Consider the following 24,884-nt stretch of genomic DNA (forward strand, 5'->3'; position numbering starts at 1 on the left):
CTCAAAACCTTCAGCTTGATCGGCGGCCATGGCAAGGGTTTGCTGTTTCATCTTCATCTGCCTGTTCGTCTGTACTGCAACGGTACAGGTAAACACCACGCTCGAGCAGTACTTAATCAGCGTTGCCCTAAGGTCCATCCATTGGCGCTGGGAACTCAACTGGTGTGCCATGCGGTGCTGCCCCTGGGTTGCGCCGTTCGTTCAACCTTCAAAGAAAGTTCACCATGCGTATCAACCACCGTTTCTCCATCCTCTTGCTCGCCGCTGCTGCCTTCACCACGCTGGGCGGCTGCGCTTCCAGCGCCACGCAAGAAAGCACCGGCCAGTACATGGACGACACCGCCATCACCACCAAGGTGAAGGCCGCGATCTTCAACGAGCCCACCCTGAAGTCGGCCGAGATCAACGTCGAAACCTTCAAAGGCGCTGTGCAGCTGAGCGGCTTCGTCGGCACCCAGGCCGACATCAACAAGGCCGTGGCTGTGACGCAGGCCATCAGCGGCGTGCGTTCGGTCAAGAACGACATGCGCCTGAAGTAACCCGCCTTGGGCGCCACACCCGGCGCCACGCGGTTTCTCCCCCTATTTAGATTCGAGGTCTCTCCATGAACACACACACACAAACCCTTCCCCGCGGCCTTGCCCTGGCCGCCGCACTCGTCCTGGCCCTGGGCCTGGGAGCTTGCAGCAACATGTCGCGCCAAGACCAGAACACCGCCGTGGGCGCTGGCGTGGGCGCGGTCGGCGGCGCTGTGCTGACCGGTGGCAGCACCATCGGCACCCTGGGCGGCGCGGCCATTGGTGGCCTCATCGGCAACCAGATTGACACCAAGAAATAAGCCAGCGGCCCAGCAGGCCCGCCCAGCCACTGCGCGGGCCTGACTCCCCCATTCCCTTTCGAAAGTACGCTATGAGCACCCCTATTCAAACCCTGAGCGACGACGCCGCAGCCGTGGCCCGTTCGTTGGCCAACAGCACCGAGCGTGCAGCCCACCAAGGCATCGACCGCATGGCCGAAAGCCTGGACGGCGCGCGCTCGCACACCAGCGCTGCGCTCAAGCAGTTCGCCCACGACACCGAGACGCTGGCCCACCGCGGCATGGACGCCATGCGCGACGGTGCCGGCCAGCTGCGCGAGAAATCGGCGCACGCCAAAGACATCACCACCACCTACATCCAGCACGAGCCGGTCAAGTCGGTGCTCATGGCGGCTGCCGTGGGCGCAGCCCTCATGGGTCTGGTGGCCTTGCTCAGCAAGCACAGCGGCTCGGGTCGCTGAAAGCAGGGCACGCTCGCATGATCCACCCGGTGTTTCGTCTGGCTGCGGCGCAGCCCCAGCTGCTGGCAGAGCACGCGGGTGCCTATGCGGGCTTGTTGTCTGAAGCGCTGGCGGTGAGCAGCGCTCGCCTGCAGCGGCGGGTGGTTCTCCAGGCGGCCGGTGCGGCTTTGCTGGTGGTGGCCGCGGTGCTGGTGGGCGTGGCGGTGCTGCTTTGGGCTGCCTTGCCCGAAGCGGTGGCGCGCAGCCTGTGGGCGTTTGTGCTCACGCCGCTGGTGCCTGCTGTGGTGGGTGGGGTTTGCGTGTGGGCCGGCCAAAACCGCGACCCCGGCGAATCGTTTGCCACCCTGCGCCTGCAACTGGCCGAAGACCTGGCGCTGCTGCGCCGCTCGGGCCCCGCATGAGCGCACCGCACACGCCAGGCGCGGCAGCGCCAGCCCCGCGAGCGGCTGTGCCGTCGCTGGTGCCCAGCGCAGCCAGTGAGCGGCTGGCCCTGAGCCGGGCGCAGCTGGCCGGCTGGCTCGACCACGACCGCGAGACCCGCAGCGCTGCCCCAAGCCTTGGCTTGGCGGCCCTGGCCAGCCTGCCCTGGCTCAGCCGCTGGCGCAACCACCCGCTGGCTGCGCTGGCGCTGGGCGCGGCGGTGCGTGCCTGGCAGCGCAAGTCGTCTGACGGCACCACCCCGGCTTTGCAAGTGCTGGTGCTGGGTACGGCGGTGTCGGTGCTGCGCCGCCGCCCCAAAACCGTGCTGATCTCGGTCGCGCTCGCCGCGGCCACTGTGTTCTGGGTCCGCTGGCGCCAACGCGGCAGGCCCTCCAATCCCTGAAACCGGAGTCATCCCATGCTTTACACCATCGCCGTCGTGCTGCTTATTTTGTGGCTGCTGGGCCTCGTCACCTCCACCACCATGGGCGGTTTTGTCCATGTGCTGCTGGTGATTGCCGTGGTCGTGGTCCTGTTGCGGATCATCAGCGGGCGCAAGCCGCTGTAAGGGGCTTATGTGGGCTGGCGCACAGACGCCGCCCACCCACCAGGGGTAGGGTGCGCCGTTGCGCCCGTTTCCCCGGGGGTGCACTGTCCCCCCAACTAACATGCCAGACACACCACACCGCCCAGACACCACCGAGCAAGGCCGGCGCAGCGCCTTGCTGAAGGCCGGCGCGTTGCAAAACGCGATCCTGACCAGTCCCAACTTTTCGATCATTGCGACCGACGAGAAAGGCATCATCCAGCTGTTCAACGTGGGCGCCGAGCACATGCTGGGCTACCGGGCAGACGAGGTGGTCAACCTGATCCGGCCCAGCGACATGCACGACCCCGAAGAGGTGCGTGCACGGGCCTTGCAGCTGAGCGAGGAGCTGGACACGCCCATTGCGCCCGGCTTCGAGGCGCTGGCCTTCAAAGCCTCTCGCGGCATGGAAGACATTTACGAGCTCACCTACATCCGCAAAGACGGCAGCTCGTTCCCGGCCATCGTGTCCATCACCGCGCTGCGCGACGACCATGCCGATCTCATCGGCTATCTGCTGATCGGCACCGACAACTCGGTGCGCAAGCGGGTGGAACTGCAGCTCAACGAAGCCCTGGTGGCCGCCGAAGACGCCAACCGCGCCAAGACCGACTTCATCTCCAGCATGAGCCACGAGCTGCGCACGCCGCTCAACGCGATCCTTGGTTTTGCGCAGCTGGTCGAGTCGGGCACGCCCGCACCCACGCCCACGCAAAAGCGCGGCATCAATCAAATTCTGAAAGCCGGCTGGTACCTGCTGGACCTGATCAACGAAATTCTTGACCTGGCCCTGATCGAGTCGGGCACCATGAGCCTGTCGGGCGAGCCGGTGTCGCTGGCCGAGGTGCTGCTTGAGTGCCGCGCCATGGTGGAAGACCAGGCGCGCCAGCGCGGTATTGGCATGACGTTTGCCAGGCTGGAAGCACCGCGTTTTGTCAAGGCCGACCGCACGCGCTTGAAGCAGGTGCTGATCAACCTCCTGTTCAACGCCATCAAATACAACCAGTCTGGCGGGCATGTGACGGTGGTCTGCACCCTGAGTGCACAAGAGCGTGTGCGCATCAGCGTGCGCGACACCGGCCCCGGCCTCACCACCGAGCAGCTGGGCCAACTGTTTCAGCCGTTCAACCGGCTGGGGCAGGAGACAGGCGGGGAAGAGGGCACCGGCATTGGCCTGGTGGTGACCAAGCGCCTGGTAGAACTCATGGGCGGTGTGATTGGTGTGGACAGCACGCCCGGCGTGGGCAGTGTGTTCTGGGTTGAAATGCCGCTCACGGCCGCGCCGCAGTCGCTGGCCAGCGACGCCCTGACGCTGGACGTGCCGCGCACCGAAGCGCCCCTGGGCGCCCCGCAACACACCGTGCTGTATGTGGAAGACAACCCGGCCAACCTGGAGCTGGTGGAGCTGATCGTGGCGCGCCGCCCCGACCTGCGCCTGCTGGGCGCGGCAGACGCCAGCGTGGGCATTGAATTTGCCCGGGTCTATCAGCCCGAGGTGATTTTGATGGACATCAACCTGCCCGGCATCAGCGGGGTGGAGGCCATGAAGATCTTGCGCGCCGACCCCAGCACCGCCCACATTCCGATCATTGCGCTGAGCGCCAACGCGGTGCCTCGCGACATTGCGCGCGCCATGTCCGCCGGGTTTTTTAACTACATCACCAAGCCGATCCAGGTCAACCAGTTCATGGAGGCGCTGGACCAGGCGCTTGCATTTGCCCAGACCGACCGCGGCACCGCGCTCACCAAGGAACCCGCATGACGATAGCCGCCCAGGACCTGTTCAACGCCCGCATTCTCATCGTGGACGACCAGGCGGCCAATGTGCTCCTGCTTGAAGAGATGCTGGCCGCAGCCGGCTACACCCAGGTGACCAGCACGCAAGACCCCACCACCGTGTGCGCGCTGCACCGCCGCCAGCCGTTTGACCTGATCTTGCTGGACTTGCAAATGCCGGTGATGGACGGCTTTCAGGTGCTGGAAGGCCTGAAGGCCAACAACGCCAACGATTACGTGCCGGTGCTGGTGATCACCGCCCAGCCAGGCCACAAGGTGCGTGCGCTGCAAGCCGGCGCCAAAGACTTTGTGAGCAAACCGTTCGACCTGGTCGAGGTGAAAACGCGCATCCACAACCTGGTGGAAGTGCGCTTGCTGTACCAGCGCCTGGCCAACCAGAACAAGCTGCTGGAAGCCGAGGTGCTGGAGCGCACCGCCGAGCTGCGCGAGAGCGAAGCGCGCTACCGCAGCCTGACCGAGCTGGCCACCGACTGGTATTGGGAGCAAGACAGCGCAGGGCATTTCACCAAGGTGTCAGGCCCGGTGCTGGAGATGCTGGGTATCCGTGTGGATGCGCTGGTGGACAGCGTTGACGGTGCCGAGGGCGCCGCTGCTGCACCCGCTGAAGACGGCTGGGACGAAGCCCAGCGCCAGGCACTGCAAGACCGCATCACCGCCCGCACGCCGTTTCTGGATGTGCGCCTGAGCCGTTTGTTTCCCAACGGCGTGAAAAAAGAGTACCGCGTGAGCGGCACCCCCATGTTTGACGCTGCCTGCAACTTTGTGGGTTATCGGGGCTTCGGGGTCGAAATTCTGGGTTGAATCCCGACCCGTCGGCCCGCTTGGCAGCCTGCTCAGCGGGCCAGGTAGCCGCCGTCCACCGGGTAGTAGGCCCCGGTCACAAACGACGCGCGGCTGGATGCCAGCCACACCACCAGCTCGGCCACCTCGGCGGGCTCGCCCAGGCGCCCAATGGGGTGGGCCGCCACCAGCATGTCGTGCACGGCAGGGTCTTGGTCCAGCGCCGCGATCATGGGCGTTTGAATGAACCCAGGCCCCACCGCATTGACGCGAACGCCCTCGACCCCGTATTCCAGCGCAGCGGTTTGCGTGAGGCCCACCACGCCGTGTTTGGCCGCCGCGTAGGCCGGCGCTGAAGCAAAGCCCACCGCGCCCAGGATGGACGTGATGTTCACAATGGCGCCGCCGCCGGTGCGCAGCATGGCCTCGATCTGGTATTTCATGCCGTAGAACACACCCGAAAGGTTCACCTGGATCACCTGCGCCCAGCCGTCCAGCGGGTAGTCCGCCGTGCGGGCGCTGGGGCCGCCAATGCCGGCGTTGTTCACCGCCACGTCCAGCCGCCCAAAGTGGGCGCAGCAGCGGTCCACCAGGTTCTGGCAGTCGGCGGGGTTGCCCACGTCGGCGGTCACGGTCAGCACCTCGCTGCCCACCGCGCGCACCAGCGCGGCGGTTTCTTGCAGGCCGGCGTCGTCCCGGTCCGAGATCAGCAGCGCAGCGCCTTCGCGCGCACAGGTCAGCGCCACGGCGCGACCAATGCCTGAAGCGGCACCGGTGATCAAAACCACTTTGTTCTTGAGCATGGGGGTTCTCCTGTGAATGGATGGGCAAAAAAAAGCCGCGTGGATCGTGAGACCCACGCAGCGTAAATAGTTTCAATGGCCCGCGGTGTCCGCTGCAGCTCAGGTGCGCGGTTCGCCCGCGCCGTTCACCGTGATGGTGCGTCCGGGCGCCGATGTCATCTGTGCGCGGTGCGTGATACCGCGGAAGGTGTAGGTCACATCCCAGTAAGCGGGCGCGTTGAGGTTGGGTTCGTTGGCGCAGCGCTGCACGTCTTGTGTGCTCACGGTGTTGCCGTAGCGGTCGGTGCCCACGGTGGAGCCAATGGCCGCACCCGCCACCACGCCGCCCACGGTGGCCAGGTCGCGCCCGCTGCCGCCACCCACCTGGTGGCCCAGCACGCCACCAATCACCGCGCCAATCAGCGCGCCGGGCACGTTGGTTGCCGGGCGGTCCAGCTGCACTTCTTCGCGCTCGATCCAGCAGCGCTGTTCGGTGGCGCCCATCACGGCGCGCACCGACAACACGTCGGCCTGGTACAGCTGCTCGTTGCTGCGGCGGCGGTAGTCCCGCGTGGGTGCCTGCTGGCTGGGGTAGGTGTACACCGTGGCCGGGGCGGCTTGCACCACCGGCTGGTCGTAGCTCCGGTAGGGTGCGGCGCAGCCTGCCAGCGTGAGGGCCGCCACGGCGGTGAGGCCGGTGGCGAGGGCTTTCCAGTGAAAGCGTGCGGGTGTGGTGGTGTGTGACATGGGGTTCCTTGGGCGTGACCGCGTGGCGGGGCCTGGCCTTCAAACCGCGCGGCGCCACGGGCGCTTGGGCGGTTGAAAAACCAGGTGACAGGTCCACGTTATGCGCCCACGGTTGGCGCGTCTGTTCGCTGGCGCGCACACCCGGCTTGTATCGCTGCGTAACGCGGTGGCGCTTACCCGATTTGTTTGGGCTTGTGTGCTATACCGAACAGACGAGGGCTCATGCGCGTGAAAAAATCCACCGTTTGTTGCATGTCGACTCTCAAACACACGCCGAATTAAGGACACGCTTGACCACCACCAGACCAACCTGCGGGAACCAGCTGCTCGACGCCCTGCCCGACGCGGAATGGCTGCGCTGGCAACCCCAGATGGAGCTGGTGGATTTACCGCTGGGCATGGTGCTGTACGAGTCGGGCAGCACCATGGGCCACGTGTACTTTCCCAGCAACGCGATCGTCTCGCTGCTCTGCGTGCTGGAAAGTGGGGCGTCAGCAGAAATTGCCGTGGTGGGTCACGAAGGCATGGTGGGTATTTCTGTCTTCATGGGTGGCGGCTCTACCCCCAGCCGGGCGGTGGTGCAGAGCGCGGGCAAGGGCTTTCGCTTGCGGGCCAGCGCTCTCAAGGACGAGTCTGCTCGCTCCGGCCCCGTGATGCATTTGCTGCTGCGCTACACCCAGGCGCTCATCACCCAGATGACGCAAACCGCGGTGTGCAACCGCCACCACTCCCTGGACCAGCAGCTGTGCCGCAGGCTGCTGCTAAGCCTGGACCGCCTGCCTGGCAACGACCTGGTGATGACCCAGGAACTGATTGCCAACATGCTGGGCGTGCGCCGCGAGGGCGTGACCGAGGCTGCGCTCAATTTGCAAAAGGCGGGACTCATCCGGTACGCGCGAGGCCACATCAGTGTGCTGGACCGGCCGGGCCTGGAGCAGCGCACATGCGAGTGCTACCAATTGGTGAAGACCGAGTACGACCGCTTGCTGCCTCCGCAGCTTTGAGCCCCGGGCGGTGCTTGGCTTAGGGTGCCTTGCTGTTGCCGGCGCGGCCGGATGGCGGTGGGCTTTCGGGTCGGTGGTCAACCCGCGGCGCACCACCTGTTCTTGCCTGGACTCAAGCCTTGTCGGCTGGCGCTGACTTGTCGGCTGCAGGGGTTTCTGCTGTTGTGAACCAAGCCTCTGTGGCCTGCTCTTCCCATGCCTTGAGCTGCTTTTCCGCTTCGTCTTTGGCCATGCCGTAGCGCTCCTGTAGCTTGCCCGCCAATTGATCGCGGTGGCCTGCGACGACTTGCAGGTCGTCGTCCGTCAGCTTGCCCCATTGCTGCTTGGCCTGGCCTGTGACCTGTTTCCAGTTGCCTTGAATGGTGTCCCAGTTCATGTGTGTCCTTTGGTTGGGGGCGAAGAAAACCTTCACCGCACCAACCCTTTGTAAACGGCGAGCATGCGCGCGTCTGTGCGCTGGCACACGCCAGTGCGTCTGCAGCGGGGCGTTGTCAAACAGGCTGGCCTATGTGCGCCACAGCACCGACGCGAGCGCTCGCAGCGCGCATGCTGCAGCGGTGGGTTTCCTTGACGCCGCGGGCCATCCGCAACCGAAGCCCACCCCCTTATTTGATGGCCACGGAGCACCCCACCATGAACGCTTTTTCCAAAACAGCCGCCTCCCAGCCCACCACCGCCCGCCGCACGCTGCCTTGGCTGCCCGTGGTGGTACTGGTGGCCGCCGCGCTGCAAATCGGCTGCGCCAGCTTTCCGGCACCCAACGAGCAGATGGCCCTGAGCACCGCTGCCGTGGCCAGCGCCGAGCGCGCAGGCGCCGTGGCGCTGGCGCCCACCGAAATGGCCCTGGCCCGCGACAAGCTCGCGCGTGCCAACGCCTCCATGGTGGAAGAAAAGTACGAACGCGCCCTGATGCTGGCCGAGGCCGCCCAGGTGGACGCCCGCCTGGCAGAAGCCAAGGCCCGCAGCACCCAGGCGGGCAAAGCCGCCACCGAGCTGCGTGAAGGCAACCGCGTGCTGCGCCAGGAAATCGAACGCGGCACCCAGTAAGCCGCTGCTGCCTCGCCACACCACCCTCTATTTGAAAGATTCCCCATGAAAACATCCCATCTGATCGCTCTGTCTGCCGTTGCCCTGGCTGTGTTGGCGGGCTGTAGCAGCGTGCCCAAGGGCAATGCCCAGCTGGAGCAGGCGCGCACCGAATACCGCGCCGTGACAGCCGACCCGCGTGCCCAGAACAACGCCGGCTCCGACATGAAACTGGCCAGCGACGCCATGAACAAGGCCAACACCGCCTGGAGCAGCAAGGAAGACGAAGCACAGGTCAACCACCTCGCCTACCTGGCGTCACAGCGCGTGGCCATCGTGCGCGAAACCATGAACATGAAAACCGCTGAAACTATGGTGGCCAGCGCGGGTGCCGACCGCACCCAGGTGCAGTTGCAGGCCCGCACCCAGGAAGCCGATGCCGCCCAGCGCAGCGCCACCGTGGCCCAGCAGGCCGCCACCACCGCGCAGCTGAACGCCGCCGCCGCCCAGCGCAGCACCGAGATGGCACGCAACGAGTCGGCCCAGGCCCAGCAGCAGACCCAGCTGGCCATGGAGCGCAACCGCCTGCTCGAAACCCAGCTGAAGGAACTCAACGCCAAGCAAACCCCGCGCGGCCTGGTGGTCACGCTGGGCGATGTGTTGTTTGACGTCAACCGCGCCGAACTCAAGCCCGGCGGCCTGCGCATGGTCGACCAGCTGGTGGCGGTGCTCAAAGAGTTCCCGCAGCGCACGGTGCTGGTGGAGGGCTTTACCGACAGCACCGGCAGCGACAGCCACAACCTGGCCTTGTCGGGCCAGCGCGCCGACGCCGTGCGCACCGCGCTGATGCGCCAGGGCATCGACAGCGCGCGCGTGACCGCCCGCGGTTACGGCAAGGCCTCGCCCGTGAGCGGCAACGAAACCGCCGCCGGCCGCCAGATGAACCGCCGCGTCGAGATTGTGCTGTCAGACGACAACGGCCGCACCGTGGCGCGCTGAGCGGGCCCCTCAGACGCGCACCACCTCACCCTTCAGCGACCACAGGATGGCGAGCACTTCGTTGCGCACCGGAAGGTCGATGCCACAGGTCTCCAGCGCCGCCATGGCATCGTCGATCACGGTCACAAACTCCTGCTCGCTGATGTTCATGCCCCGGTGCGTGCTCAGCATGTCTTTGCCGCCATAGGTCTCGGGGCCACCCGCGCCCATGCAGAAGAAATCGATCACGTTGCGCTCCAGGCGGTTCATGTCGTCGACCTGTGCGTAGCGGATGTTGACGAGCGGGTTCGCCATGTGGTTCTTGATCAGCTCGCGGGTGATGCGCGTGATGCCCTCGTGGCGGCCGAGGCGATCGTACAAAGTAGCCGTGTCCTGACTCATGGTGCTCTCCTTTGGTGAAGCGGTGAAGGGATGCCTGCCCCGGTTGCTCAAGGGACTGGCGAACGCAGTTGGTGCAGCCATGAGGCGTACTCCAGTTGGCCGGGGTCGCTGCTGTGGATGCAGACTTCGTGGTGCAACTGCCCCAGCGCGCTGGCCAGCGCCTGCTCCAGTTGCAGCAGCGCCTCGGGCGACAGCGGTTGCGGCAAGGTCAGTGCCGCGTGTCCGTTGCCGGGCGAGTGAACATCCAGATGGGTCGTGGTCATGATGTGCTCCTGAACGGTACGGCAGGTCGGGTTTGACCTGCCGTCATGGAGCATGTACCGGCCCTGTTCCTCAAACGTTCCTCGGACCGCCGGCACTTGCGGAGTGCGGTCGGGCGCCGCACACTGCGGGTCATGGACATGATGGAACCAGTCCCGCTGGAGGTGCGTTTGCTGGGGCGTTTCGCCGTGGCGGTCGATGGCGTCGAGATCGCTGCCGACCGCTGGCCCAGCCTGCGCGCCATGCAGCTGGTGCAACTGCTGAGCCTGCAAGCACGCCACCGCCTGCACCGCGACCTGATCATGGACAGCTTGTGGCCGCAGCTGGAACCCGAAGCCGCTGCAGCGAACCTGCGCAAGGCCGTGCACCATGCCCGGCAGGCGCTGGGCCGGCACGACAGTCTGGTGTTGCAGGCCGGTGAACTGGTGCTGTGGCCCGACCGCCCGTTGAGCGTCGATGCCGATGCGTTCGAGCAGCGCGCCCTGGCGGCGCTGGGTTTGCGCGATGCCACGGCCTGCGCCGATGCCGCAGGCCACTACGCGGGCGACCTGCTGCCCGGTGCCCGCTACGAGGCCTGGACCGAGCCGGCCCGTGAACGCCTGCAGGCGCGCTTCCTGGAGCTGTTGCGCGCGAGCGCCCAGTGGGAGCGACTGGCGCAGCAGGATCCCACCGACGAGCCCGCCCACCGCGCGCTGATGCAGCGCGAACTGGCCGCGGGCAACCGCGCCGCGGCGGTGCGTTGGTACGCGCAATTGCGCGAAGCGCTGCAGCACACGCTGGGCGTGTCGCCCGAAGCGCAGACCGAGGCTTTGTACGAGCGGTGTGTGGCCGGCTTGCAGGCCGTGGGCCCCACGTTGGTGGGCCGGGGGCCGGTGCTGGCCCAGGTGGCGGCGTGGCTGGGCATGCCGGCCACCGAGCGACCGGCCGGCATCGTGCTGCGCGGGTCGGCCGGCATGGGCAAGAGCGCGTTGTGCCGCGAGATCGAGGTCCAGGCCCGCAGGCGCGGCTGGACCGCGCTGCGTATCGATGCCGCCGGGAGTGGCCGAACCTGTGAAGTCGTGGCGTCCCTCGCCGAGCGCCTGATCCTGGACGACCGTGCGGTGCTGGACCGCATCGGCGCGCCGGCCCGCACCGTGCTCGCGCAGCTCAGCGCTTTGGCCGCACCGGCCCATGCACCACTCGGACCGCTGGGTCGCCACCAGGTGGTGGGTGCCCTGCGGCGCCTGCTGCTGGCGGCTGCGCCCGGCGCCCCCGTCTTGTTGCTGGTGGACGACGCTCACCGCCTGGACGACGCCGATGTCGATGTCCTGATGCAACTGGCGATCGCGGGGGCGCCGGTGTGCTTGCTGCTGGCCACACGGCCGCTGGCCGCGGCCGCGGCATTGGCGCAGGCCGTGTCGCGGCTGCAGCGTGCGGGCGTGCTGCAGACGATCGATCTGGAGCCGCTGGACGACGACGATGGTCGCCGTCTTGCCCTGCAGGCGCGGCCCGCGCCGCTGCCCGACGAGGTGCTGTCCCGGATCGTGCAGGCCGCCGAAGGGAACCCGTTTGCCGTGATCGAGCTCGCCCGCTGCGCCGCGCCGGGCCACCACGGACGGCTACCAGGCAGCAGCGCCGAGGCCATCACCGCGCGGCTGTGCGACGTGCCCGCCGATGCCTTGGCCTTGCTGCGCTGGCTGGCGCTGGGTGGCGACGAGCTGGATGTGCGCACGGTGGAGGCGCTGGCGGTGCTGGCCGAGGTGCCCGGTCTTGCGGCGCTGGATGGCGCGCTGGATGCTGGCGTGCTGGTGGTGGCCGACGGGCGCTACCGTTTTCGGCACGGTCTGGTCCGCCAGGCCCTGATGGACCAGGTGCCGCCCCACCGCCGCCAGCCCATGCACCGGCAGATGGCCGCGCAACTGGCCGAGATGGACGCCGTACCGGCCCGCGTGGCCCGCCACTGGCTGGAAGGTGGCCAGCCGCGCAACGCCGTGCCCTGGCAAGTGGCCGCCGCCCGCGAGGCCGTGCGGCTGGCCGCCTTCAGCGACGCCCTGAACCATCTCAAACCCTTGCTGGTTTTGCAGCCGGACCACGCCGAGGCGCTGCAACTGCGCGCTGAAGCGCTGGACGCCATGGGCGACCCCGCTGCCATGGCCGCCTACCGGCTCGCGGCGGACGCGGCCGGTGAACCCGACAGCCACAATCTGCGGGCCAAGGCCGCCCTGGCGCAGGTGAAGCAGGGCGACCCGAAAGGCGCGCTGCTGGCGCTGCAGGGCGTGCGTCCCACCTCGGTGGACGGCCTTCTGAGCGAAGCCCTGGCCTACAGCGGCGCCGCCGCGCTGGGGGTGGCCGACCCCGCCATGGGTACCGCCAAGGCTGCCGTGGCGCGCCGGCTGGCGCTCGAATCGGGCGACACCACGGCGCTGGTGATCGCATCGTGGGCGCAGGCTGCGGCGGCGCACGCCCGCGGTGAGTTGCACCGCAGCGTGTGGGCCGACTTGCAGGAAACCTGCGCTGTACCGCACCTGGCGCTGCGGGTGTTTGACGGTCACCTCTGCATCACGCAGCGCTTTCTGTACGGCGCACGGCCCTACGCCGACGTGATCGAATTTGCCTGCGCCCTGTCCACCGAAGCACAGCGGCTGGGCGCCGCGCGCGGCCATGCCTTTGGTGTCACGCTGCGCGGCGAAGCCGAGTGGCTGGCGGGCGACCTGTCGGCCGCGCGGCTGCACCTGCGCGAGGGCGCCCGCCTGCACCGCGCCATTGGCGGGTCGGTGGGCGAAGCGCTGTCGCTGCAGCGGCTGGCCGAGGTGGCGCTGCACGAAGGCCGACGCGACGAGGCTCAGGCCCTGATTGATGAAGCCCTGGACGTGGCGCGCCAGACCGACATCGGCTTTCACTTGCTGGACCGCATTTACGGCACCCGCATCAACCTGCACGCCGACGACCCGGCTGCGGCGTTGCATGTGATGGAAGACGCCAGCGTGTCGGTGCGTGGCCCGCTGGAAACCTGCCCCGGCTGCCGTATCACCTTTGCCGTGCCCGCCGCCATTGCCGCCGCCCGCGCCGGTGAGCTGACGCTGGCCAGTCAGCACGAAGCCCAATGCGCCTACCTCGCCAACGTGGTGATGCGCCTGCCGGCGTGGTACGCCGCGCACGACGAGGTGCGCGGCCACCTGGCCGCTGCCCGTGGCGACAGCGCAGACGACGCCGTGGCCCGGTTTGCGGCCGCCGCCGCGCGCTTTCGCGAGGCCGGACAGCCGCTGGATGCGGCGCGCTGTGAGCAGCTGGCCGCGGCAGCACCCGGTCGCCGTTGAGTAAGGTGCAAGGAAAGCCTGCTCAACCCTTCAACCCTTCAACCCCACACCGCGTCCAGCGCGGCCCAGGCGCTGGCCAGCACCGGTTCGCCGGCCCGCTCGGCCAGGCAGATGAAGCTGAGGTCGCACTCCAGCGCCACCTGGTCGGCCACCACCAGGCCGCGCGCCTGTGCTTCGCGCATGGCAATCGAGTCGCGCACCAGGCTCAGGCCCACACCGCTTTTCACCAGGTCCAGCATGGACGCTTCCTGGTCCACCAGCGCCACGCGCCGGGGCTCCAGGCCGGTGAGTGAACCGGGGCCAAACACGCGGCGCTGCAGCCGGTGGTGCGCGCTGGCGGGCGGGGTGGCCAGCCAGGGCAGGGCGGCGAGCGCCTTCCAGTCTTTGCCGCGCACCTGCGGCCCCCAGCCCGCCGGCGCCAGCACGCGGTAGGTGAAACGGGTGAGCGGACGCAGCCGGTACGTGGCGTCCAGCGGATCGTGTGGCAGGTCCAGAAAAAAGCCCACGTCCAGCTCGCGGCGCCCCAGACGCGCCAGCACGTCGCCGCTCATGCTCTGGCTCAGCTCGGTGCCCACCTGGGGGCTGGTTTCCACCAGTTGCTTCAAAAAAGCGCCCAGGCGGGTGAATTCCGGGTCGAGAATGGTGCCGATGCGCAGCGTGCCGCGCACCGTGGTGTGCAGCGCGGCAGCGGCCTGGCCAAAGTCGGCCAGCGCGGCCAGGGCTTTGTCGGCCAGGGGCAGCAGGGCAGCGCCGTCGTGAGTGAGCGCCATGCCCTGCGGCGTGCGGGCAAACAGCACCAGCCCGGTGGCTTCGCTCAGGGTTTTCAGCTGCAGGCTCACCGCCGGCTGGCTCAGGTGCAGGCGCTGGGCCGCGCGCGACACATGGCCTTCGCGCGCCACAGCGGCAAAGGCCCGCAGCGTTTGCGGCTCCACCGCGGGCAGGACCGGGCGTTGGGTTTCGGGCTTCATCATGGCGTCCATTATTTGCCAGGCTTATGGCGGACGCTGCGCAATTTCATTGGATTTTTGGTCAAAACTCTTTCACACTGCAGTCCAGATGGCGCAAGACCATGAGCCACGCAAATAACGATCGGAGACCCATGCACGGCGACAGCCCCTACGACCCGGCCGAAGGCGACTGGCAAACGCTGGTCACTTTTTTCAGTCCCACCGAAGCCTATTTGCTGCGCGGTTGCCTGCAAGCCGGCGGCGTGCCCGCGGTGGTGGCCGACGCCCACCTGGTGCAAACCCACTCGCTGCTGGCCAGCGCCATCCCGGTGCGGGTGATGGTGCCCGCGCACCGCATGGCCGAGGCCGAAGCGGTGGTGGCGGCCTACCAGCGCGGCGACTTTGCCCTGCCCGACGACGAAATCCCAACCCAGTAGATGTCCACCGCGCACGCAACCGACCCCCACAACATGAGCGACACCACCTTCGACTTCATCGTCATCGGTGCCGGCACCGCCGGCTGCCTGCTGGCCAACCGCCTCAGCGCCAATCCGGCCCACCGCGTGCTGCTGGTGGAAGCGGGCCGCCGCGACGACTACCACTGGATCCACATTCCGGTGGGCTACCTGTATTGCATCGGTAACCCGCGCACCGACTGGCTGTACGAAACCCAGCCCGACCCCGGGCTCAACGGCCGTCGCCTGCGCTACCCGCGCGGCAAAACGCTGGGCGGCTGCTCCAGCATCAACGGCATGATTTACATGCGCGGCCAGTCGCGCGACTACGACCGGTGGGCCCAGATCACCGGCGACGACGACTGGCGCTGGGACCGCTGCCTGCCCGATTTCATGGCGCACGAAGACCACCACCGCCTGGACCTGCAAAACGCCAGCGACCCCGCGTTTGCCGCCCTGCACGGCCACAAACACCGCGGCAGCACCGGCGAGTGGCGCATTGAAAAGCAGCGCCTGCGCTGGGACCTGCTCGACGCCTTTGCCACCGCCGCCCAGCAAGCCGGCGTACCCGCCAGCACCGACTTCAACACCGGCAACAACGAGGGCGTGGGCTACTTTGAGGTGAACCAGAAAGCCGGCTGGCGCTGGAACGCGTCCAAGGCCTTTTTGCGCCCGGCGCAGCGGCGCCCCAACCTGACCGTGTGGACCGAAACCCAGGTGCAGCGCCTCACCCTGCAGCGCGCGGCCAGCGGCGAACTGCGCTGCGTCGGCGCCGAGCTGGTGCGCGAAGGCCAGGCGGTGCGCGTGCGCGCCGCGCGCGAGGTGGTGTTGAGCGCGGGCAGCATCAATTCGCCTCAAATCTTGCAGCTCTCGGGCATTGGCCCGGCGGCGCTGTTGCAGCGCCACGGCGTGGCCGTGCAGCACGATCTGCCCGGCGTGGGCGCCAACCTGCAAGACCACCTGCAGATCCGCACCGTGTTCAAGGTGCAGGGCGCCACCACGCTCAACACCCTGGCCAGTTCGCTCTGGGGCAAGGCCAAGATCGGACTCGAATACGCCCTGAAACGCACCGGCCCCATGAGCATGGCGCCCAGCCAGCTCGGGGCCTTCACCCGCAGCGACCCGGCGCAGCCCTGGCCCAACATCGAGTACCACGTGCAGCCGCTCAGCCTGGACGCCTTTGGCGAGCCGCTGCACAGCTTTCCCGCGTTCACCGCCAGCGTGTGCAACCTCAACCCCACCAGCCGTGGCCACGTGCACATCACCAGCCCGCGCCCGCAAGACGCACCCGCCATTGCGCCCAACTACCTCAGCACGCCCGAAGACCGCCAGGTGGCCGCCGACAGCCTGCGCGTCACCCGGCGCATCGTGGCGCAGCCCGCGCTGGCCCGCTACCAGCCCGAGGAATACAGGCCGGGCGTGCAGTTCCAGACCGATGAAGAACTGGCCCGCCTGGCCGGCGACATTGCCAGCACCATCTTTCACCCCGTGGGCACCACGCGCATGGGACTTGCGGGCGACCCGCAGGCCGTGGTGGACAGCCACCTGCGCGTGCGCGGTGTGGCGGGCTTGCGTGTGGTGGACGCTGGCGTCATGCCCACCATCACCAGCGGCAACACCAACAGCCCCACGCTCATGGTGGCGGAAAAGGCGGCGCGCTGGATCTTGGCAGGGGTTTAACGCAAGCGCCCGATGTAGCGTGTGCTGAGCTCGTCGCGCGCGTTGCTGCCGGGCGGTGCCTGGGCGTTCCAGTCCGGGTCTTCCACCGGGCGCTGCAACGGCGCCGTTTCGGGGCGCAACCCCAGCTGCGCGGTATCGATCAGCGGTTGGCGCACACGGGGCTGTATCTGCGCCACCAGCGTCTCCAGCCGCTGGGCCAGGGGCAGCAGTTCGGCATGGCCGTCGGTTTCGGCTTTCTCCCGCGCAAACCGCACGATGGCGTGCGCATAGTCTGCGTTGCTCGCCATCCATTCGGTGTCGGTGACCCGCCCGGTTTTGCGGCGCAGTTGCACATGAAGGTGCGCAGCCGCGGCCAATACGTCGTTTTGCGACATCTTTTGCTCCAGTTCCAACGATCCCCGGTGCGCAGCATTTCCCGTGCCAAAGCCCCAGGAAACCAAGGGAAACTCCCGATGCACAAGTCTGGTGCGAGCGCTTAAAGTCGCGTCACTCGCAAACAGCGCATGCCGCTGGTGACCGCGGGGGACCGAGGAGACAAGCCCAGTCCAACTCAAAAAATTGTTTCAGCGTCCCGAGAGATGCCAGAAATCACAAGCCAGCCCTTCGGGGTTGGTTTTTTTTTGCCTGGGCCCGGTCAGGGTGCCTCGCAGGGTGCAGGGCCGCGCTGCCTGCAAGGGGCCGATCGGGCCTCGGCTTGGGCCTCTGTGGGCAACGCGCAAACGACGGCGGTGTGCGGAAATCAGCTGAATATTGCGATTACATCTTGTATTCAAAAATGGAAACATACCTTCCATGCCGCAGGCAGAGCTTGTTTTTCCTGATCAAATTGATCAAAAAAATTGATAAAAATCAAACACTTAAATGAAGCATTAGGTGTTTTCCCTTGATCGGCATTGGGTGGCCTGTGCTTTGCAAGCGGTAGGTCATCTGCCTTTTTGTTCAATGGAATCAGGTGGCCCCACCGGCGATTGCCGGCCCCCATTCACGCCAGCCTATGGAGACAACCATGATGGAAACTTTTTACGAGGTGATGCGCCGCAAGGGCATCTCGCGCCGCAGCTTTCTGAAGTACTGCTCGCTCACCGCCACCTCGCTCGGGCTGGCACCCGCGTTTGTCCCGCAAATTGCTTACGCGATGGAGAACAAGCCCCGCACACCGGTGATCTGGCTGCACGGGCTGGAGTGCACCTGCTGCACCGAAGCGTTCATCCGTTCGGCGCACCCGCTGGCCAAAGACGTGGTGCTGTCCATGATCTCGCTGGACTACGATGACACCCTGATGGCCGCCGCCGGCCATCAGGCTGAAGAGCTGCTGGAAGAGCTGCTTGTGAAGTACAAAGGCCAGTACATCCTGGCCGTGGAGGGGAACCCGCCGCTGAATGAAGACGGCATGTTCTGCATCCAGTCGGGCAAGCCCTTTCTCGAAAAACTGCAGAAGGTGGCCAAGGACGCCAAGGCCATCATCGCCTGGGGTTCGTGTGCCAGCTGGGGCTGCGTGCAGGCCGCCAAACCCAACCCGACACAGGCCACGCCGATCCACAAGGTCATCACCGACAAGCCGATCATCAAGGTGCCGGGCTGCCCGCCCATTCCCGAGGTGATGACGGGCGTGATCACCTACATGCTGACGTTCGACCGCATCCCCGAGCTGGACCGCCAGGGCCGGCCGAAGATGTTCTACAGCCAGCGCATCCACGACAAGTGCTACCGCCGTCCGCACTTTGACGCCGGTCAGTTCGTCGAGGCCTGGGACGACGAGTCCGCGCGCCGCGGTTACTGCCTCTACAAGGTGGGCTGCAAGGGCCCGACCACCTACAACGCCTGCTCCACCATGGAGTGGAACGAGGGCACCAGCTTCCCCATCAAGGCCGGTCACGGCTGCATCGGTTGCTCGGAAGATGGCTTCTGGGACAAAGGCTCGTTTTACGACCGCCTGACCGACATCCACGCCTTCGGCATCGAAGCCAACGCCGACCAGATCGGCGGCACGGCAGCGGCCGTGGTGGGTGCTTCGGTGGCAGCCCACGCCGCCATCACGGTGGCCAAGCGGGCGCGCGACACCTCGCGTGAAAAGTCCAACACCAACGCCTGAAACAAAACAAGGAAAAGATCATGGGTGTCTACGAAACACAGGGCTTCAAGCTCGACAACACCGGCCGACGCATCGTCGTCGATCCCGTGACCCGCATCGAGGGTCACATGCGCTGCGAAGTCAACCTCGACAGCAACAACGTGATTCGCAACGCGGTGTCCACCGGCACCATGTGGCGCGGCCTGGAGGTGATTCTCAAGGGCCGCGATCCGCGCGACGCCTGGGCTTTTGTGGAGCGCATCTGCGGCGTTTGCACCGGCTGCCACGCGCTGGCCTCGGTGCGCGCGGTGGAGGATGCGCTGGGCATCCAGATTCCGCTCAACGCCTACCTCATCCGCGAAATCATGGCCAAGACGCTGCAGGTGCACGACCACGCGGTGCACTTCTACCACCTGCACGCGCTGGACTGGGTGGACGTGATCTCGGCCCTGAACGCCGACCCGAAGAAAACCAGCGATCTGCAGCACCTGGTGTCGCCCTCGCACCCGATGTCCTCGCCCGGTTATTTCCGCGACGTGCAGAACCGTCTGAAGAAGTTTGTTGCGAGCGGTCAGCTCGGCCCCTTTGCCAACGGCTACTGGGGTTCCAAGGCCTATGTGTTGCCGGCCGAAGCCAACCTGATGGCGGTTACGCACTACCTGGAAGCCCTGGATCTGCAAAAAGAGTGGGTGAAGATCCACACCATCTTTGGCGGCAAGAACCCGCACCCGAACTACCTGGTGGGCGGCGTGCCCTGCGCGATCAACATCGACGGCGACGGCGCGGCCGGCGCGCCCATCAACATGGAGCGCTTGAACTTCGTTGAAGCGCGCATCAACGAGATCATCGAGTTCAACAAGAACGTCTACGTGCCGGACGTGCTCGCCATTGGCACCATTTACAAGCAGGCCGGCTGGCTCTACGGCGGTGGCCTGTCGGCCACCAACGTGGCCGACTACGGCACCTACGAGAAAGTGCAGAACGACCCCAGCACGCAACAGCTGCCTGGCGGCGTGATCCTGGACGGCAACTGGGACAAGATCCACGCCATCGACCCGCGCGACCCTGAGCAGGTACAGGAATTCGTGAACCACAGTTGGTACAAATACGCTGACGAGTCCAAGGGCCTGCACCCCTGGGACGGCGTGACCGAGGCCAACTACAAGCCCGAGGGTCCGAACTTCAAGGGCACGCGCACGAACATTGAGGCCGTCGACGAAAGCGCCAAGTACTCCTGGATCAAGTCGCCGCGCTGGCGCGGACACTCGGTCGAGGTCGGCCCGCTGTCGCGTTACATCCTGGGTTACGCCCATGCGATGAAAGGCAACAAGTACTGCCAGCGCGTCAAGCAACAGGTCGATGAATCGGCCGTGGCCATCAACAGCGCACTGCCCAAGGCGCTGGGCCTGCCGGAGACGAACTACACCCTCAAGCAACTGTTGCCCACCACCATCGGTCGCACCCTCGCCCGTGCGCTGGAGAGCCAGTACTCTGGCGAGATGATGATGGACGACTTCCGCCAGATGGTGCAGAACATCAAGAACGGCGACAGCAACACCGTCAACGTCGAGAAATGGGACCCCGCCACCTGGCCCAAAGAGGCCAAGGGCGTGGGCACCGTGGCTGCGCCGCGCGGCATGCTGGGTCACTGGATCAAGATCAAGGACGGCAAGATCGAGAACTACCAGTGCGTGGTGCCCACCACCTGGAATGGCTCGCCGCGCGACACCAAGGGCCAGATCGGGGCCTTCGAGGCCTCGCTCCTGAACACGCCCATGGTCAACCCCGAGCAGCCGCTGGAGATCTTGCGCACACTGCACAGTTTCGACCCTTGTCTGGCCTGCTCCACCCACGTGATGAGCGAAGACGGTCAGGAAATGGCCCGCGTCACGGTGAGGTGAGATGAAGCCCCCTGCGCCGCTTCGCGTCTTCCCCGAAGGGGGGCGCACCCTGTGGCCCGGCAAAGCGGGTTCCACGGGTGCCTTGACCAAGACCGTTGCCCGCTCGAAGTGTCCATGGATCTGTGAAACGTTATGAAACCACACGAGGAGAAACACATGCAAGCCAATACCATCCGCCGCCTTTCGATCAGCACGCTGCTGGCCAGCCTGACCGGCGCAGCCCAGGCCCACGGGGGCCACGGACCGCACGAACTGTGGGACATGCTCACCCATGCCATTGGCCTGGAACAGGGGCTGGTCCTGCTGGGGACGGGCGGGGTCGTCTGGGCTGTGCGTCAGTGGCGTGCACGCCGTGGCCAGACCGTGTCGAAGTGACCGTCGTTCCCCACCCGGAGCACACCATGTCCACACTGTCTGCCCAAGAACTGGCCCAGCAGCGTCTGGCCGATGTCACCGGCATCGACGAGAACGCCGTCTCGAACGGCCAGTCCGTCCAGTCGGTCTATGTGTACGAAGCGCCGGTGCGCATATGGCACTGGATCAACGCGCTGGCCATCACGGTATTGGCCATCACCGGCTACTTCATCGGCGTGCCGCTGCCGACCATGCCGGGCGAGGCCAGCGACAACTACCTGATGGGCTACATCCGCTTCGCGCACTTCACCGCCGGCTACATCCTGGCGGTGGGCCTGGCTGGGCGTGCCTACTGGGCCATCGTCGGCAACCACCATGCGCGCGAACTGTTCTGGGTACCGATGTTCCAAAAAGCCTATTGGCGCGAAGTGATTCAAGTGATGGCGTGGTATCTGTTCATCGCCCCCAAGCCCAACCAGTACGTGGGACACAACCCGCTGGCCAGGTTCGCCATGTTCACCCTGTTTCTCGGCATTGGCCTGTTCATGATCGTCACCGGTTTTGCGCTCTACGGCGAAGGGACGCAATCCGGCTCCTGGGCGCACACGCTGTTCACCACCTGGGTGATCCCGCTGTTCGGCCAGAGCCAGGACGTGCACACCTGGCACCGCCTGGGCATGTGGGCCATGATCATCTTCGTCATCCTGCACATCTACGCCGCGATCCGAGAGGACATCATGGGGCGCCAGAGCATCGTGTCGACCATGATTTCGGGTTACAGAACGTTTAAGGACTGAAAAGATGGACCCCCGCGGCCTTCGCGTCACCCCCCAGGGGGCAGCGCTGGAGGCCCGCCAAAGCCGGTTCCTCGGCGCCCTTGATTCAGGCACTTCGCTCCAACTTCGGCTCTTTGATATGGCACGTTCCGCTCCACATCGTCAGTACCCTATCGCGCCGGTGATCCCGCCGCGGGGTGTGCCGGTGCGTGCGCCGATGCATCCGGGGCGTTTGCTGGAGCGGACCTGTCTGGTGCCGTTGGCGCTCAACCAGAGTCAGGCGGCGCGCTTGCTGGGCCTCTCGCGCCGCCGCCTGCACGAATTGGTGCATGGTCAGCGGGCCATGTCGCCCGACACCGCCATCCGCTGCGCGCGGCAGTTCGGCATCGACGCCGGCTTCTGGCTCGCGCACCAGGCCGCCTGGGACAGCTTCCACGCCTGGAAGCGCTTCTGTTCCGGTCCGGTCACCCCTTCCGTCTCCCCTTGAGTTTTTCGGGACCACCCACCATGAGCGCCCATCCGTCCGAATCCACCTGTCACCCCGGTGGTGACACCCTCGCCCAGCCGCAGACCATCGTGGTGCTGGGCATCGGCAACCTGCTCTGGGCCGACGAGGGCTTTGGTGTGCGCTGCATCGAAGCCCTGCAGCGCCGCTACGAGTGTGCCGAACATGTGTCGCTCATCGACGGCGGCACCCAGGGCCTGTACCTGATCCAGCACGTGCAGGCGGCCGACGCGCTGCTGATCTTCGATGCCATCGACTACGGCCTGGAGCCCGGCACGCTCAAGCAGGTGCGCGACGACGCGGTGCCGCGCTTCATGGGTGCCAAGAAGATGAGCCTGCACCAGACCGGTTTCCAGGAAGTACTTTCGCTCGCGCAGCTCACGGGCAAGTTCCCGGCCCAGGTGCTGCTGATCGGCTGCCAGCCGCAGGAGCTGGAAGACTACGGCGGCAGCCTGCGTCCGGTGGTCAAGGCGGCGATGGAAGAGGCGCTGGCCCTGGGGGTGGATCAGATCGCGCGCTGGGGCGGCCAGCCCGCACCGCGGCGCAGGCCGCTGGGTGAGCGCGAAGCCGTGACCATGGACGAGCTGGCGCTGGCCGCCTACGAGACGCAACGCCCGGCGCCAGAGGCGGCCTGTCGCGAGGGCGATGAACGATTTCTCAGAAGCCCCCCCGCGCCGCTTCGCGTCACCCCCCCAGGGGGGCGGCACCAGCCGTCCGGCGAAGCCGGCCCGGCGGTGCCCCCGGGCGGAGCCCCTTCTCTCAACCAGGTGGGTGTTTGACATGTGCATCGGCATACCCATGCAAGTCAGTGCTGTCGAGCCCGGCCATGCCTGGTGTGAAGGCCGTGGCGAGCGCCGTCGCGTCAACACCGCGCTGGTCGGCACGCTGGTGCCGGGCGACTGGCTGCTGGTGTTCCTGGGTGACGCGCGCGAAACCATCACCACCGAGCGCGCTGTCGAAGTGAACGCTGCGCTGGATCTGGTGCTGGACGCCATGCAGGGCCTGGACGCCTGTGGCGATGCCGGCTTTGCCTTGCCCTCACAAATGACCACCGAACAACTCAGGCAGTTGTCCGGACAGACCTGAAACCTCGCACACAGGAGACACCATGAACACCGCCACCGACACCACCCACCGGGCTTTTGCCTTGCCACTGCCCGACACCAACCCCGCGCCGCCGCTGGTGATGCGCCTGGCGCGCGATTTCGGCGCCGCCTGGGTCGATGAAACCAGCGTGTCCCCCTGGAGTGCCGGCGGCGGTGACCGCGTGGTGCTGCTCGCGGGCGACCCGGTGCGGTTCCCCGAAGGCCAGGACGTGGCGGCCGTGCTGCCCGAACTGATGAAAAATTTTCCGAACCGTTTTCAGGTGGCCGTGGTGCCGCGCGACAGCGAGGACGCGGTGGCACGCCGCTACGGCTCGCAACGCTGGCCCACCCTGCTGTTTTTTCGCGACGGCCAGTACGTGACCGCCATCGCCGGCATGCAGGACTGGGACGTGTACCTGCACGGCGTGGCCGCCGCGCTCGCCATGCCGCCTTCGCGTCCGCCCACCATCGGCATCCCGGTGGTGAGCCAGTCCGGTGCGGCCAAGGACAGCGGTTGCCACTGAAACCCACCGACAGACAAGGACGCCCCATGAAAGAATTTCCCATTCCTCTCGTTGCCCTCGGCCCGGGTACCCAGGTCGAAGACGAAAAGCTGGACTACGTGCACATGCCCAAAGACATGGACACCTACCGCCCACCCGTGCTGCCGGAGCCCGAAGACCTCGTCGGACGCGATGCGGCGCGCGCGGTGCTCGGTCAGGTGCTGGTGTTGCTGAACCGCACGGCAGAGCGCGGCCCGGGCGGCCAGGTGTCACTGACCACGCTGCCTGCGCAGGACCTGCGGCTGATCAACCAGATCATGGGCGAGGGCGAGGTCAGCGCCCTGGTGCGTGAAGAAGACGGCGCGCTGGAAGTGCACATCCAGGAAGCGGTGCTGGCGGGCGTCTGGCGCCTCATGACATTGCGCACCGTGGATGGCGAGCGCACGCTGATTGACGATGTGCTCGAGGTCGGCCCGGTGCCCGCGCTGCTGCGCGCGATGGCGGTGGACGATGTATGGCCCCAGGGCGAGATGCCGCATTGGGCCGGCCCTCTGCCGCCCAACGTGCAGAACGCGCCCCTGCTGGTGGAAGAAATCCGCGACCAGGTCGCGGGCTGGAAACCAGGCCAGGTGCCGCACGTGGTCAACCTCACGCTGCTGCCGGTCACACCCGAAGACATCGGTTTCCTGGATCATCACCTCGGTACCGGTCGCGTGCTCATGCTTTCGCGCGGTTACGGCAACTGCCGCATTTCCAACACGCGCCTGTCCAATTGCTGGCGCGTGGTGTATTACAACTCGATGGACAAGGTGATCCTCAACACGGTCGAGGTGGTGGACATGCCCGAAGTGGCCATGGCCGCGCCCGAAGACCTGCGCGATTCCCACGAGCGCCTGCTCGACGTGATGACCTACCTTGAACAGGCATGAGCCACCACACTCCACCGCTGCGCGGGTCGCTGCCCGCCGAGGGGGCTGATCCGGCTTGGGGCGGCCCGACGCCGGATCGCGCGATCGCTGACCGACCTAAAGGCTTCGAAGGCTTTGAAGGCTCGTACCTCGGCAACCGCGAGGTGCTGCGCCCCGAGTCGCGTCTTGAATGCAAGATCTGCTGGTGGGTCTACGATCCCGCCCTGGGGGATCCACAGTGGCAAATTCTGCCCGGAACGCCGTTTGCAGATTTACCCGCCCACTGGCGTTGCCCGAACTGCGATTGCGATGCCGAGCAGTTCCTGATGCTGCCGGATTGAG

The 24,884-nt window shown here is 66.5% G+C and carries 31 protein-coding genes; 24 read left to right on the forward strand and 7 right to left on the reverse strand.

Annotation, left to right across the window (positions count from 1 at the left end):
• The first annotated feature begins 224 nt into the window (after nt 1-224).
• From AC0GNR_RS05810 to AC0GNR_RS05845, 8 genes are all read left to right on the forward strand, one after another.
• Nucleotides 225-539, forward strand: a complete 315-nt coding sequence (locus AC0GNR_RS05810) for a BON domain-containing protein (RefSeq protein WP_472900055.1) — start codon at nt 225-227, stop codon at nt 537-539.
• Between the two features lie 65 nt (nt 540-604).
• The gene (locus tag AC0GNR_RS05815; protein ID WP_472900056.1) at nt 605-838 is read left to right on the forward strand and encodes a glycine zipper 2TM domain-containing protein; all 234 of its coding nucleotides are present in this window, start codon (nt 605-607) and stop codon (nt 836-838) included.
• A gap of 71 nt (nt 839-909) precedes the next feature.
• Nucleotides 910-1,278, forward strand: coding sequence for a hypothetical protein (locus AC0GNR_RS05820; protein WP_472900057.1), 369 nt, complete (start codon nt 910-912; stop codon nt 1,276-1,278).
• Nucleotides 1,279-1,295: 17 nt separating this feature from the next.
• Nucleotides 1,296-1,679: a hypothetical protein gene (locus AC0GNR_RS05825; RefSeq protein ID WP_472900058.1), complete on the forward strand. Its 384-nt coding sequence runs from the start codon at nt 1,296-1,298 to the stop codon at nt 1,677-1,679.
• On the forward strand, nt 1,676-2,101 hold the full coding sequence (locus AC0GNR_RS05830) for a hypothetical protein (RefSeq protein WP_472900059.1): 426 nt from the start codon (nt 1,676-1,678) through the stop codon (nt 2,099-2,101). The genes AC0GNR_RS05825 and AC0GNR_RS05830 overlap by 4 nt, the downstream gene beginning before the upstream one ends.
• 15 nt (nt 2,102-2,116) lie before the next feature.
• On the forward strand, nt 2,117-2,266 hold the full coding sequence (locus AC0GNR_RS05835; RefSeq protein ID WP_472900060.1) for a lmo0937 family membrane protein: 150 nt from the start codon (nt 2,117-2,119) through the stop codon (nt 2,264-2,266).
• A gap of 100 nt (nt 2,267-2,366) precedes the next feature.
• Complete coding sequence (locus AC0GNR_RS05840; RefSeq protein WP_472900061.1) at nt 2,367-4,046, forward strand: PAS domain-containing hybrid sensor histidine kinase/response regulator; 1,680 nt, start codon at nt 2,367-2,369, stop codon at nt 4,044-4,046.
• Nucleotides 4,043-4,882, forward strand: coding sequence for a response regulator (locus tag AC0GNR_RS05845; RefSeq protein ID WP_472900062.1), 840 nt, complete (start codon nt 4,043-4,045; stop codon nt 4,880-4,882). The genes AC0GNR_RS05840 and AC0GNR_RS05845 overlap by 4 nt, the downstream gene beginning before the upstream one ends.
• A 32-nt stretch (nt 4,883-4,914) precedes the next feature.
• Here the strand turns inward: AC0GNR_RS05845 and AC0GNR_RS05850 are convergent, their stop codons facing one another.
• A complete protein-coding gene (locus AC0GNR_RS05850; RefSeq protein WP_472900063.1) occupies nt 4,915-5,664 on the reverse strand; it encodes an SDR family NAD(P)-dependent oxidoreductase in 750 nt (249 codons plus the stop codon).
• 99 nt (nt 5,665-5,763) lie between these two features.
• Entirely contained in the window at nt 5,764-6,390 is a 627-nt protein-coding gene (locus AC0GNR_RS05855; RefSeq protein ID WP_472900064.1) for a glycine zipper 2TM domain-containing protein, read from the reverse strand.
• Nucleotides 6,391-6,761: 371 nt separating this feature from the next.
• Between AC0GNR_RS05855 and AC0GNR_RS05860 the strand changes: the two genes are divergently transcribed.
• The gene (locus tag AC0GNR_RS05860) at nt 6,762-7,394 is read left to right on the forward strand and encodes a Crp/Fnr family transcriptional regulator (RefSeq protein ID WP_472900214.1); all 633 of its coding nucleotides are present in this window, start codon (nt 6,762-6,764) and stop codon (nt 7,392-7,394) included.
• Between the two features lie 112 nt (nt 7,395-7,506).
• On the opposite strand, the gene AC0GNR_RS05865 is transcribed toward AC0GNR_RS05860, so the two are convergent.
• Complete coding sequence (locus tag AC0GNR_RS05865; RefSeq protein WP_472900065.1) at nt 7,507-7,770, reverse strand: CsbD family protein; 264 nt, start codon at nt 7,768-7,770, stop codon at nt 7,507-7,509.
• Between the two features lie 257 nt (nt 7,771-8,027).
• Between AC0GNR_RS05865 and AC0GNR_RS05870 the strand changes: the two genes are divergently transcribed.
• Together AC0GNR_RS05870 and AC0GNR_RS05875 are read left to right on the forward strand one after the other, a co-directional pair.
• A complete protein-coding gene (locus AC0GNR_RS05870; RefSeq protein WP_472900066.1) occupies nt 8,028-8,441 on the forward strand; it encodes a DUF4398 domain-containing protein in 414 nt (137 codons plus the stop codon).
• A gap of 45 nt (nt 8,442-8,486) precedes the next feature.
• A complete protein-coding gene (locus AC0GNR_RS05875) occupies nt 8,487-9,419 on the forward strand; it encodes an OmpA family protein (RefSeq protein WP_304834382.1) in 933 nt (310 codons plus the stop codon).
• A gap of 9 nt (nt 9,420-9,428) precedes the next feature.
• Here the strand turns inward: AC0GNR_RS05875 and AC0GNR_RS05880 are convergent, their stop codons facing one another.
• Together AC0GNR_RS05880 and AC0GNR_RS05885 are read right to left on the reverse strand one after the other, a co-directional pair.
• Nucleotides 9,429-9,800 carry a group I truncated hemoglobin gene (locus tag AC0GNR_RS05880; protein WP_304834380.1) on the reverse strand — a complete coding sequence of 124 codons (372 nt, stop codon included), beginning with the start codon at nt 9,798-9,800 and terminating at the stop codon, nt 9,429-9,431.
• Nucleotides 9,801-9,847: 47 nt separating this feature from the next.
• The gene (locus AC0GNR_RS05885; protein WP_304834378.1) at nt 9,848-10,063 is read right to left on the reverse strand and encodes a hypothetical protein; all 216 of its coding nucleotides are present in this window, start codon (nt 10,061-10,063) and stop codon (nt 9,848-9,850) included.
• A gap of 132 nt (nt 10,064-10,195) precedes the next feature.
• Here AC0GNR_RS05885 and AC0GNR_RS05890 point away from each other — a divergent pair, with 132 nt between their 5' ends.
• On the forward strand, nt 10,196-13,357 hold the full coding sequence (locus AC0GNR_RS05890) for an AAA family ATPase (RefSeq protein ID WP_304834377.1): 3,162 nt from the start codon (nt 10,196-10,198) through the stop codon (nt 13,355-13,357).
• Between the two features lie 38 nt (nt 13,358-13,395).
• Here AC0GNR_RS05890 and AC0GNR_RS05895 read toward each other — a convergent pair whose 3' ends face one another.
• Nucleotides 13,396-14,328, reverse strand: a complete 933-nt coding sequence (locus AC0GNR_RS05895; RefSeq protein WP_472900067.1) for a LysR family transcriptional regulator — start codon at nt 14,326-14,328, stop codon at nt 13,396-13,398.
• A 98-nt stretch (nt 14,329-14,426) separates the two neighbouring features.
• Here AC0GNR_RS05895 and AC0GNR_RS05900 point away from each other — a divergent pair, with 98 nt between their 5' ends.
• A complete protein-coding gene (locus AC0GNR_RS05900) occupies nt 14,427-14,741 on the forward strand; it encodes a putative signal transducing protein (RefSeq protein ID WP_304834375.1) in 315 nt (104 codons plus the stop codon).
• Between the two features lie 33 nt (nt 14,742-14,774).
• Nucleotides 14,775-16,439, forward strand: coding sequence for a GMC family oxidoreductase (locus AC0GNR_RS05905; RefSeq protein WP_472900215.1), 1,665 nt, complete (start codon nt 14,775-14,777; stop codon nt 16,437-16,439).
• On the opposite strand, the gene AC0GNR_RS05910 is transcribed toward AC0GNR_RS05905, so the two are convergent.
• Complete coding sequence (locus tag AC0GNR_RS05910) at nt 16,436-16,813, reverse strand: hypothetical protein (protein WP_472900068.1); 378 nt, start codon at nt 16,811-16,813, stop codon at nt 16,436-16,438. The two genes, AC0GNR_RS05905 and AC0GNR_RS05910, sit on opposite strands and share 4 nt — an antisense overlap.
• Before the next feature lie 635 nt (nt 16,814-17,448).
• Here AC0GNR_RS05910 and AC0GNR_RS05915 point away from each other — a divergent pair.
• The 10 genes from AC0GNR_RS05915 to AC0GNR_RS05960 all read left to right on the forward strand — a co-directional run bounded on the left by AC0GNR_RS05915 (nt 17,449) and on the right by AC0GNR_RS05960 (nt 24,883).
• Nucleotides 17,449-18,531, forward strand: coding sequence for a hydrogenase small subunit (locus AC0GNR_RS05915; protein ID WP_304834425.1), 1,083 nt, complete (start codon nt 17,449-17,451; stop codon nt 18,529-18,531).
• A 20-nt stretch (nt 18,532-18,551) separates the two neighbouring features.
• On the forward strand, nt 18,552-20,411 hold the full coding sequence (locus AC0GNR_RS05920; protein WP_304834373.1) for a nickel-dependent hydrogenase large subunit: 1,860 nt from the start codon (nt 18,552-18,554) through the stop codon (nt 20,409-20,411).
• A gap of 156 nt (nt 20,412-20,567) precedes the next feature.
• Nucleotides 20,568-20,786 (forward strand): hypothetical protein, encoded by a 219-nt coding sequence (locus AC0GNR_RS05925; RefSeq protein WP_304834372.1) that lies wholly within the window; start codon nt 20,568-20,570, stop codon nt 20,784-20,786.
• Between the two features lie 26 nt (nt 20,787-20,812).
• On the forward strand, nt 20,813-21,562 hold the full coding sequence (gene cybH, locus AC0GNR_RS05930; protein ID WP_472900069.1) for a Ni/Fe-hydrogenase, b-type cytochrome subunit: 750 nt from the start codon (nt 20,813-20,815) through the stop codon (nt 21,560-21,562).
• 118 nt (nt 21,563-21,680) lie between these two features.
• Nucleotides 21,681-22,028 carry a HigA family addiction module antitoxin gene (locus AC0GNR_RS05935; RefSeq protein ID WP_304834370.1) on the forward strand — a complete coding sequence of 116 codons (348 nt, stop codon included), beginning with the start codon at nt 21,681-21,683 and terminating at the stop codon, nt 22,026-22,028.
• 20 nt (nt 22,029-22,048) lie between these two features.
• Nucleotides 22,049-22,825: a HyaD/HybD family hydrogenase maturation endopeptidase gene (locus AC0GNR_RS05940; RefSeq protein WP_370870989.1), complete on the forward strand. Its 777-nt coding sequence runs from the start codon at nt 22,049-22,051 to the stop codon at nt 22,823-22,825.
• 1 nt (nt 22,826) lies between these two features.
• Entirely contained in the window at nt 22,827-23,132 is a 306-nt protein-coding gene (locus tag AC0GNR_RS05945; protein WP_304834369.1) for a HypC/HybG/HupF family hydrogenase formation chaperone, read from the forward strand.
• 22 nt (nt 23,133-23,154) lie between these two features.
• Nucleotides 23,155-23,655 (forward strand): hydrogenase, encoded by a 501-nt coding sequence (locus tag AC0GNR_RS05950; RefSeq protein ID WP_472900070.1) that lies wholly within the window; start codon nt 23,155-23,157, stop codon nt 23,653-23,655.
• 26 nt (nt 23,656-23,681) lie between these two features.
• Nucleotides 23,682-24,563: a hydrogenase expression/formation protein gene (locus AC0GNR_RS05955; protein ID WP_305334666.1), complete on the forward strand. Its 882-nt coding sequence runs from the start codon at nt 23,682-23,684 to the stop codon at nt 24,561-24,563.
• Nucleotides 24,564-24,646: 83 nt separating this feature from the next.
• The gene (locus AC0GNR_RS05960) at nt 24,647-24,883 is read left to right on the forward strand and encodes a rubredoxin (RefSeq protein ID WP_304836668.1); all 237 of its coding nucleotides are present in this window, start codon (nt 24,647-24,649) and stop codon (nt 24,881-24,883) included.
• The last annotated feature ends 1 nt before the right edge of the window (nt 24,884 follow it).

Source organism: Hydrogenophaga sp. LT287, assembly GCF_055702805.1.

What these genes read in the sequence shown, in the direction of transcription:
- AC0GNR_RS05890 (WP_304834377.1), top strand. Translation starts at nt 10,196, where the DNA reads ATGGACATGATGGAACCAGTCCCGCTGGAGGTGCGTTTGCTGGGGCGT.
- AC0GNR_RS05920 (WP_304834373.1), top strand. Translation starts at nt 18,552, where the DNA reads ATGGGTGTCTACGAAACACAGGGCTTCAAGCTCGACAACACCGGCCGA.
- AC0GNR_RS05935 (WP_304834370.1), top strand. Translation starts at nt 21,681, where the DNA reads ATGGCACGTTCCGCTCCACATCGTCAGTACCCTATCGCGCCGGTGATC.
- AC0GNR_RS05860 (WP_472900214.1), top strand. Translation starts at nt 6,762, where the DNA reads ATGGAGCTGGTGGATTTACCGCTGGGCATGGTGCTGTACGAGTCGGGC.
- AC0GNR_RS05915 (WP_304834425.1), top strand. Translation starts at nt 17,449, where the DNA reads ATGGAAACTTTTTACGAGGTGATGCGCCGCAAGGGCATCTCGCGCCGC.
- AC0GNR_RS05855 (WP_472900064.1), bottom strand. Translation starts at nt 6,390, where the DNA reads ATGTCACACACCACCACACCCGCACGCTTTCACTGGAAAGCCCTCGCC.
- AC0GNR_RS05925 (WP_304834372.1), top strand. Translation starts at nt 20,568, where the DNA reads ATGCAAGCCAATACCATCCGCCGCCTTTCGATCAGCACGCTGCTGGCC.
- AC0GNR_RS05955 (WP_305334666.1), top strand. Translation starts at nt 23,682, where the DNA reads ATGAAAGAATTTCCCATTCCTCTCGTTGCCCTCGGCCCGGGTACCCAG.
- AC0GNR_RS05815 (WP_472900056.1), top strand. Translation starts at nt 605, where the DNA reads ATGAACACACACACACAAACCCTTCCCCGCGGCCTTGCCCTGGCCGCC.
- AC0GNR_RS05880 (WP_304834380.1), bottom strand. Translation starts at nt 9,800, where the DNA reads ATGAGTCAGGACACGGCTACTTTGTACGATCGCCTCGGCCGCCACGAG.
- AC0GNR_RS05820 (WP_472900057.1), top strand. Translation starts at nt 910, where the DNA reads ATGAGCACCCCTATTCAAACCCTGAGCGACGACGCCGCAGCCGTGGCC.
- AC0GNR_RS05825 (WP_472900058.1), top strand. Translation starts at nt 1,296, where the DNA reads ATGATCCACCCGGTGTTTCGTCTGGCTGCGGCGCAGCCCCAGCTGCTG.
- AC0GNR_RS05870 (WP_472900066.1), top strand. Translation starts at nt 8,028, where the DNA reads ATGAACGCTTTTTCCAAAACAGCCGCCTCCCAGCCCACCACCGCCCGC.
- AC0GNR_RS05895 (WP_472900067.1), bottom strand. Translation starts at nt 14,328, where the DNA reads ATGATGAAGCCCGAAACCCAACGCCCGGTCCTGCCCGCGGTGGAGCCG.
- AC0GNR_RS05940 (WP_370870989.1), top strand. Translation starts at nt 22,049, where the DNA reads ATGAGCGCCCATCCGTCCGAATCCACCTGTCACCCCGGTGGTGACACC.
- AC0GNR_RS05850 (WP_472900063.1), bottom strand. Translation starts at nt 5,664, where the DNA reads ATGCTCAAGAACAAAGTGGTTTTGATCACCGGTGCCGCTTCAGGCATT.
- AC0GNR_RS05840 (WP_472900061.1), top strand. Translation starts at nt 2,367, where the DNA reads ATGCCAGACACACCACACCGCCCAGACACCACCGAGCAAGGCCGGCGC.
- AC0GNR_RS05835 (WP_472900060.1), top strand. Translation starts at nt 2,117, where the DNA reads ATGCTTTACACCATCGCCGTCGTGCTGCTTATTTTGTGGCTGCTGGGC.
- AC0GNR_RS05950 (WP_472900070.1), top strand. Translation starts at nt 23,155, where the DNA reads ATGAACACCGCCACCGACACCACCCACCGGGCTTTTGCCTTGCCACTG.
- AC0GNR_RS05945 (WP_304834369.1), top strand. Translation starts at nt 22,827, where the DNA reads ATGTGCATCGGCATACCCATGCAAGTCAGTGCTGTCGAGCCCGGCCAT.
- AC0GNR_RS05845 (WP_472900062.1), top strand. Translation starts at nt 4,043, where the DNA reads ATGACGATAGCCGCCCAGGACCTGTTCAACGCCCGCATTCTCATCGTG.
- AC0GNR_RS05905 (WP_472900215.1), top strand. Translation starts at nt 14,775, where the DNA reads ATGAGCGACACCACCTTCGACTTCATCGTCATCGGTGCCGGCACCGCC.
- cybH (WP_472900069.1), top strand. Translation starts at nt 20,813, where the DNA reads ATGTCCACACTGTCTGCCCAAGAACTGGCCCAGCAGCGTCTGGCCGAT.
- AC0GNR_RS05810 (WP_472900055.1), top strand. Translation starts at nt 225, where the DNA reads ATGCGTATCAACCACCGTTTCTCCATCCTCTTGCTCGCCGCTGCTGCC.
- AC0GNR_RS05865 (WP_472900065.1), bottom strand. Translation starts at nt 7,770, where the DNA reads ATGAACTGGGACACCATTCAAGGCAACTGGAAACAGGTCACAGGCCAG.
- AC0GNR_RS05885 (WP_304834378.1), bottom strand. Translation starts at nt 10,063, where the DNA reads ATGACCACGACCCATCTGGATGTTCACTCGCCCGGCAACGGACACGCG.
- AC0GNR_RS05875 (WP_304834382.1), top strand. Translation starts at nt 8,487, where the DNA reads ATGAAAACATCCCATCTGATCGCTCTGTCTGCCGTTGCCCTGGCTGTG.
- AC0GNR_RS05900 (WP_304834375.1), top strand. Translation starts at nt 14,427, where the DNA reads ATGAGCCACGCAAATAACGATCGGAGACCCATGCACGGCGACAGCCCC.
- AC0GNR_RS05910 (WP_472900068.1), bottom strand. Translation starts at nt 16,813, where the DNA reads ATGTCGCAAAACGACGTATTGGCCGCGGCTGCGCACCTTCATGTGCAA.
- AC0GNR_RS05830 (WP_472900059.1), top strand. Translation starts at nt 1,676, where the DNA reads ATGAGCGCACCGCACACGCCAGGCGCGGCAGCGCCAGCCCCGCGAGCG.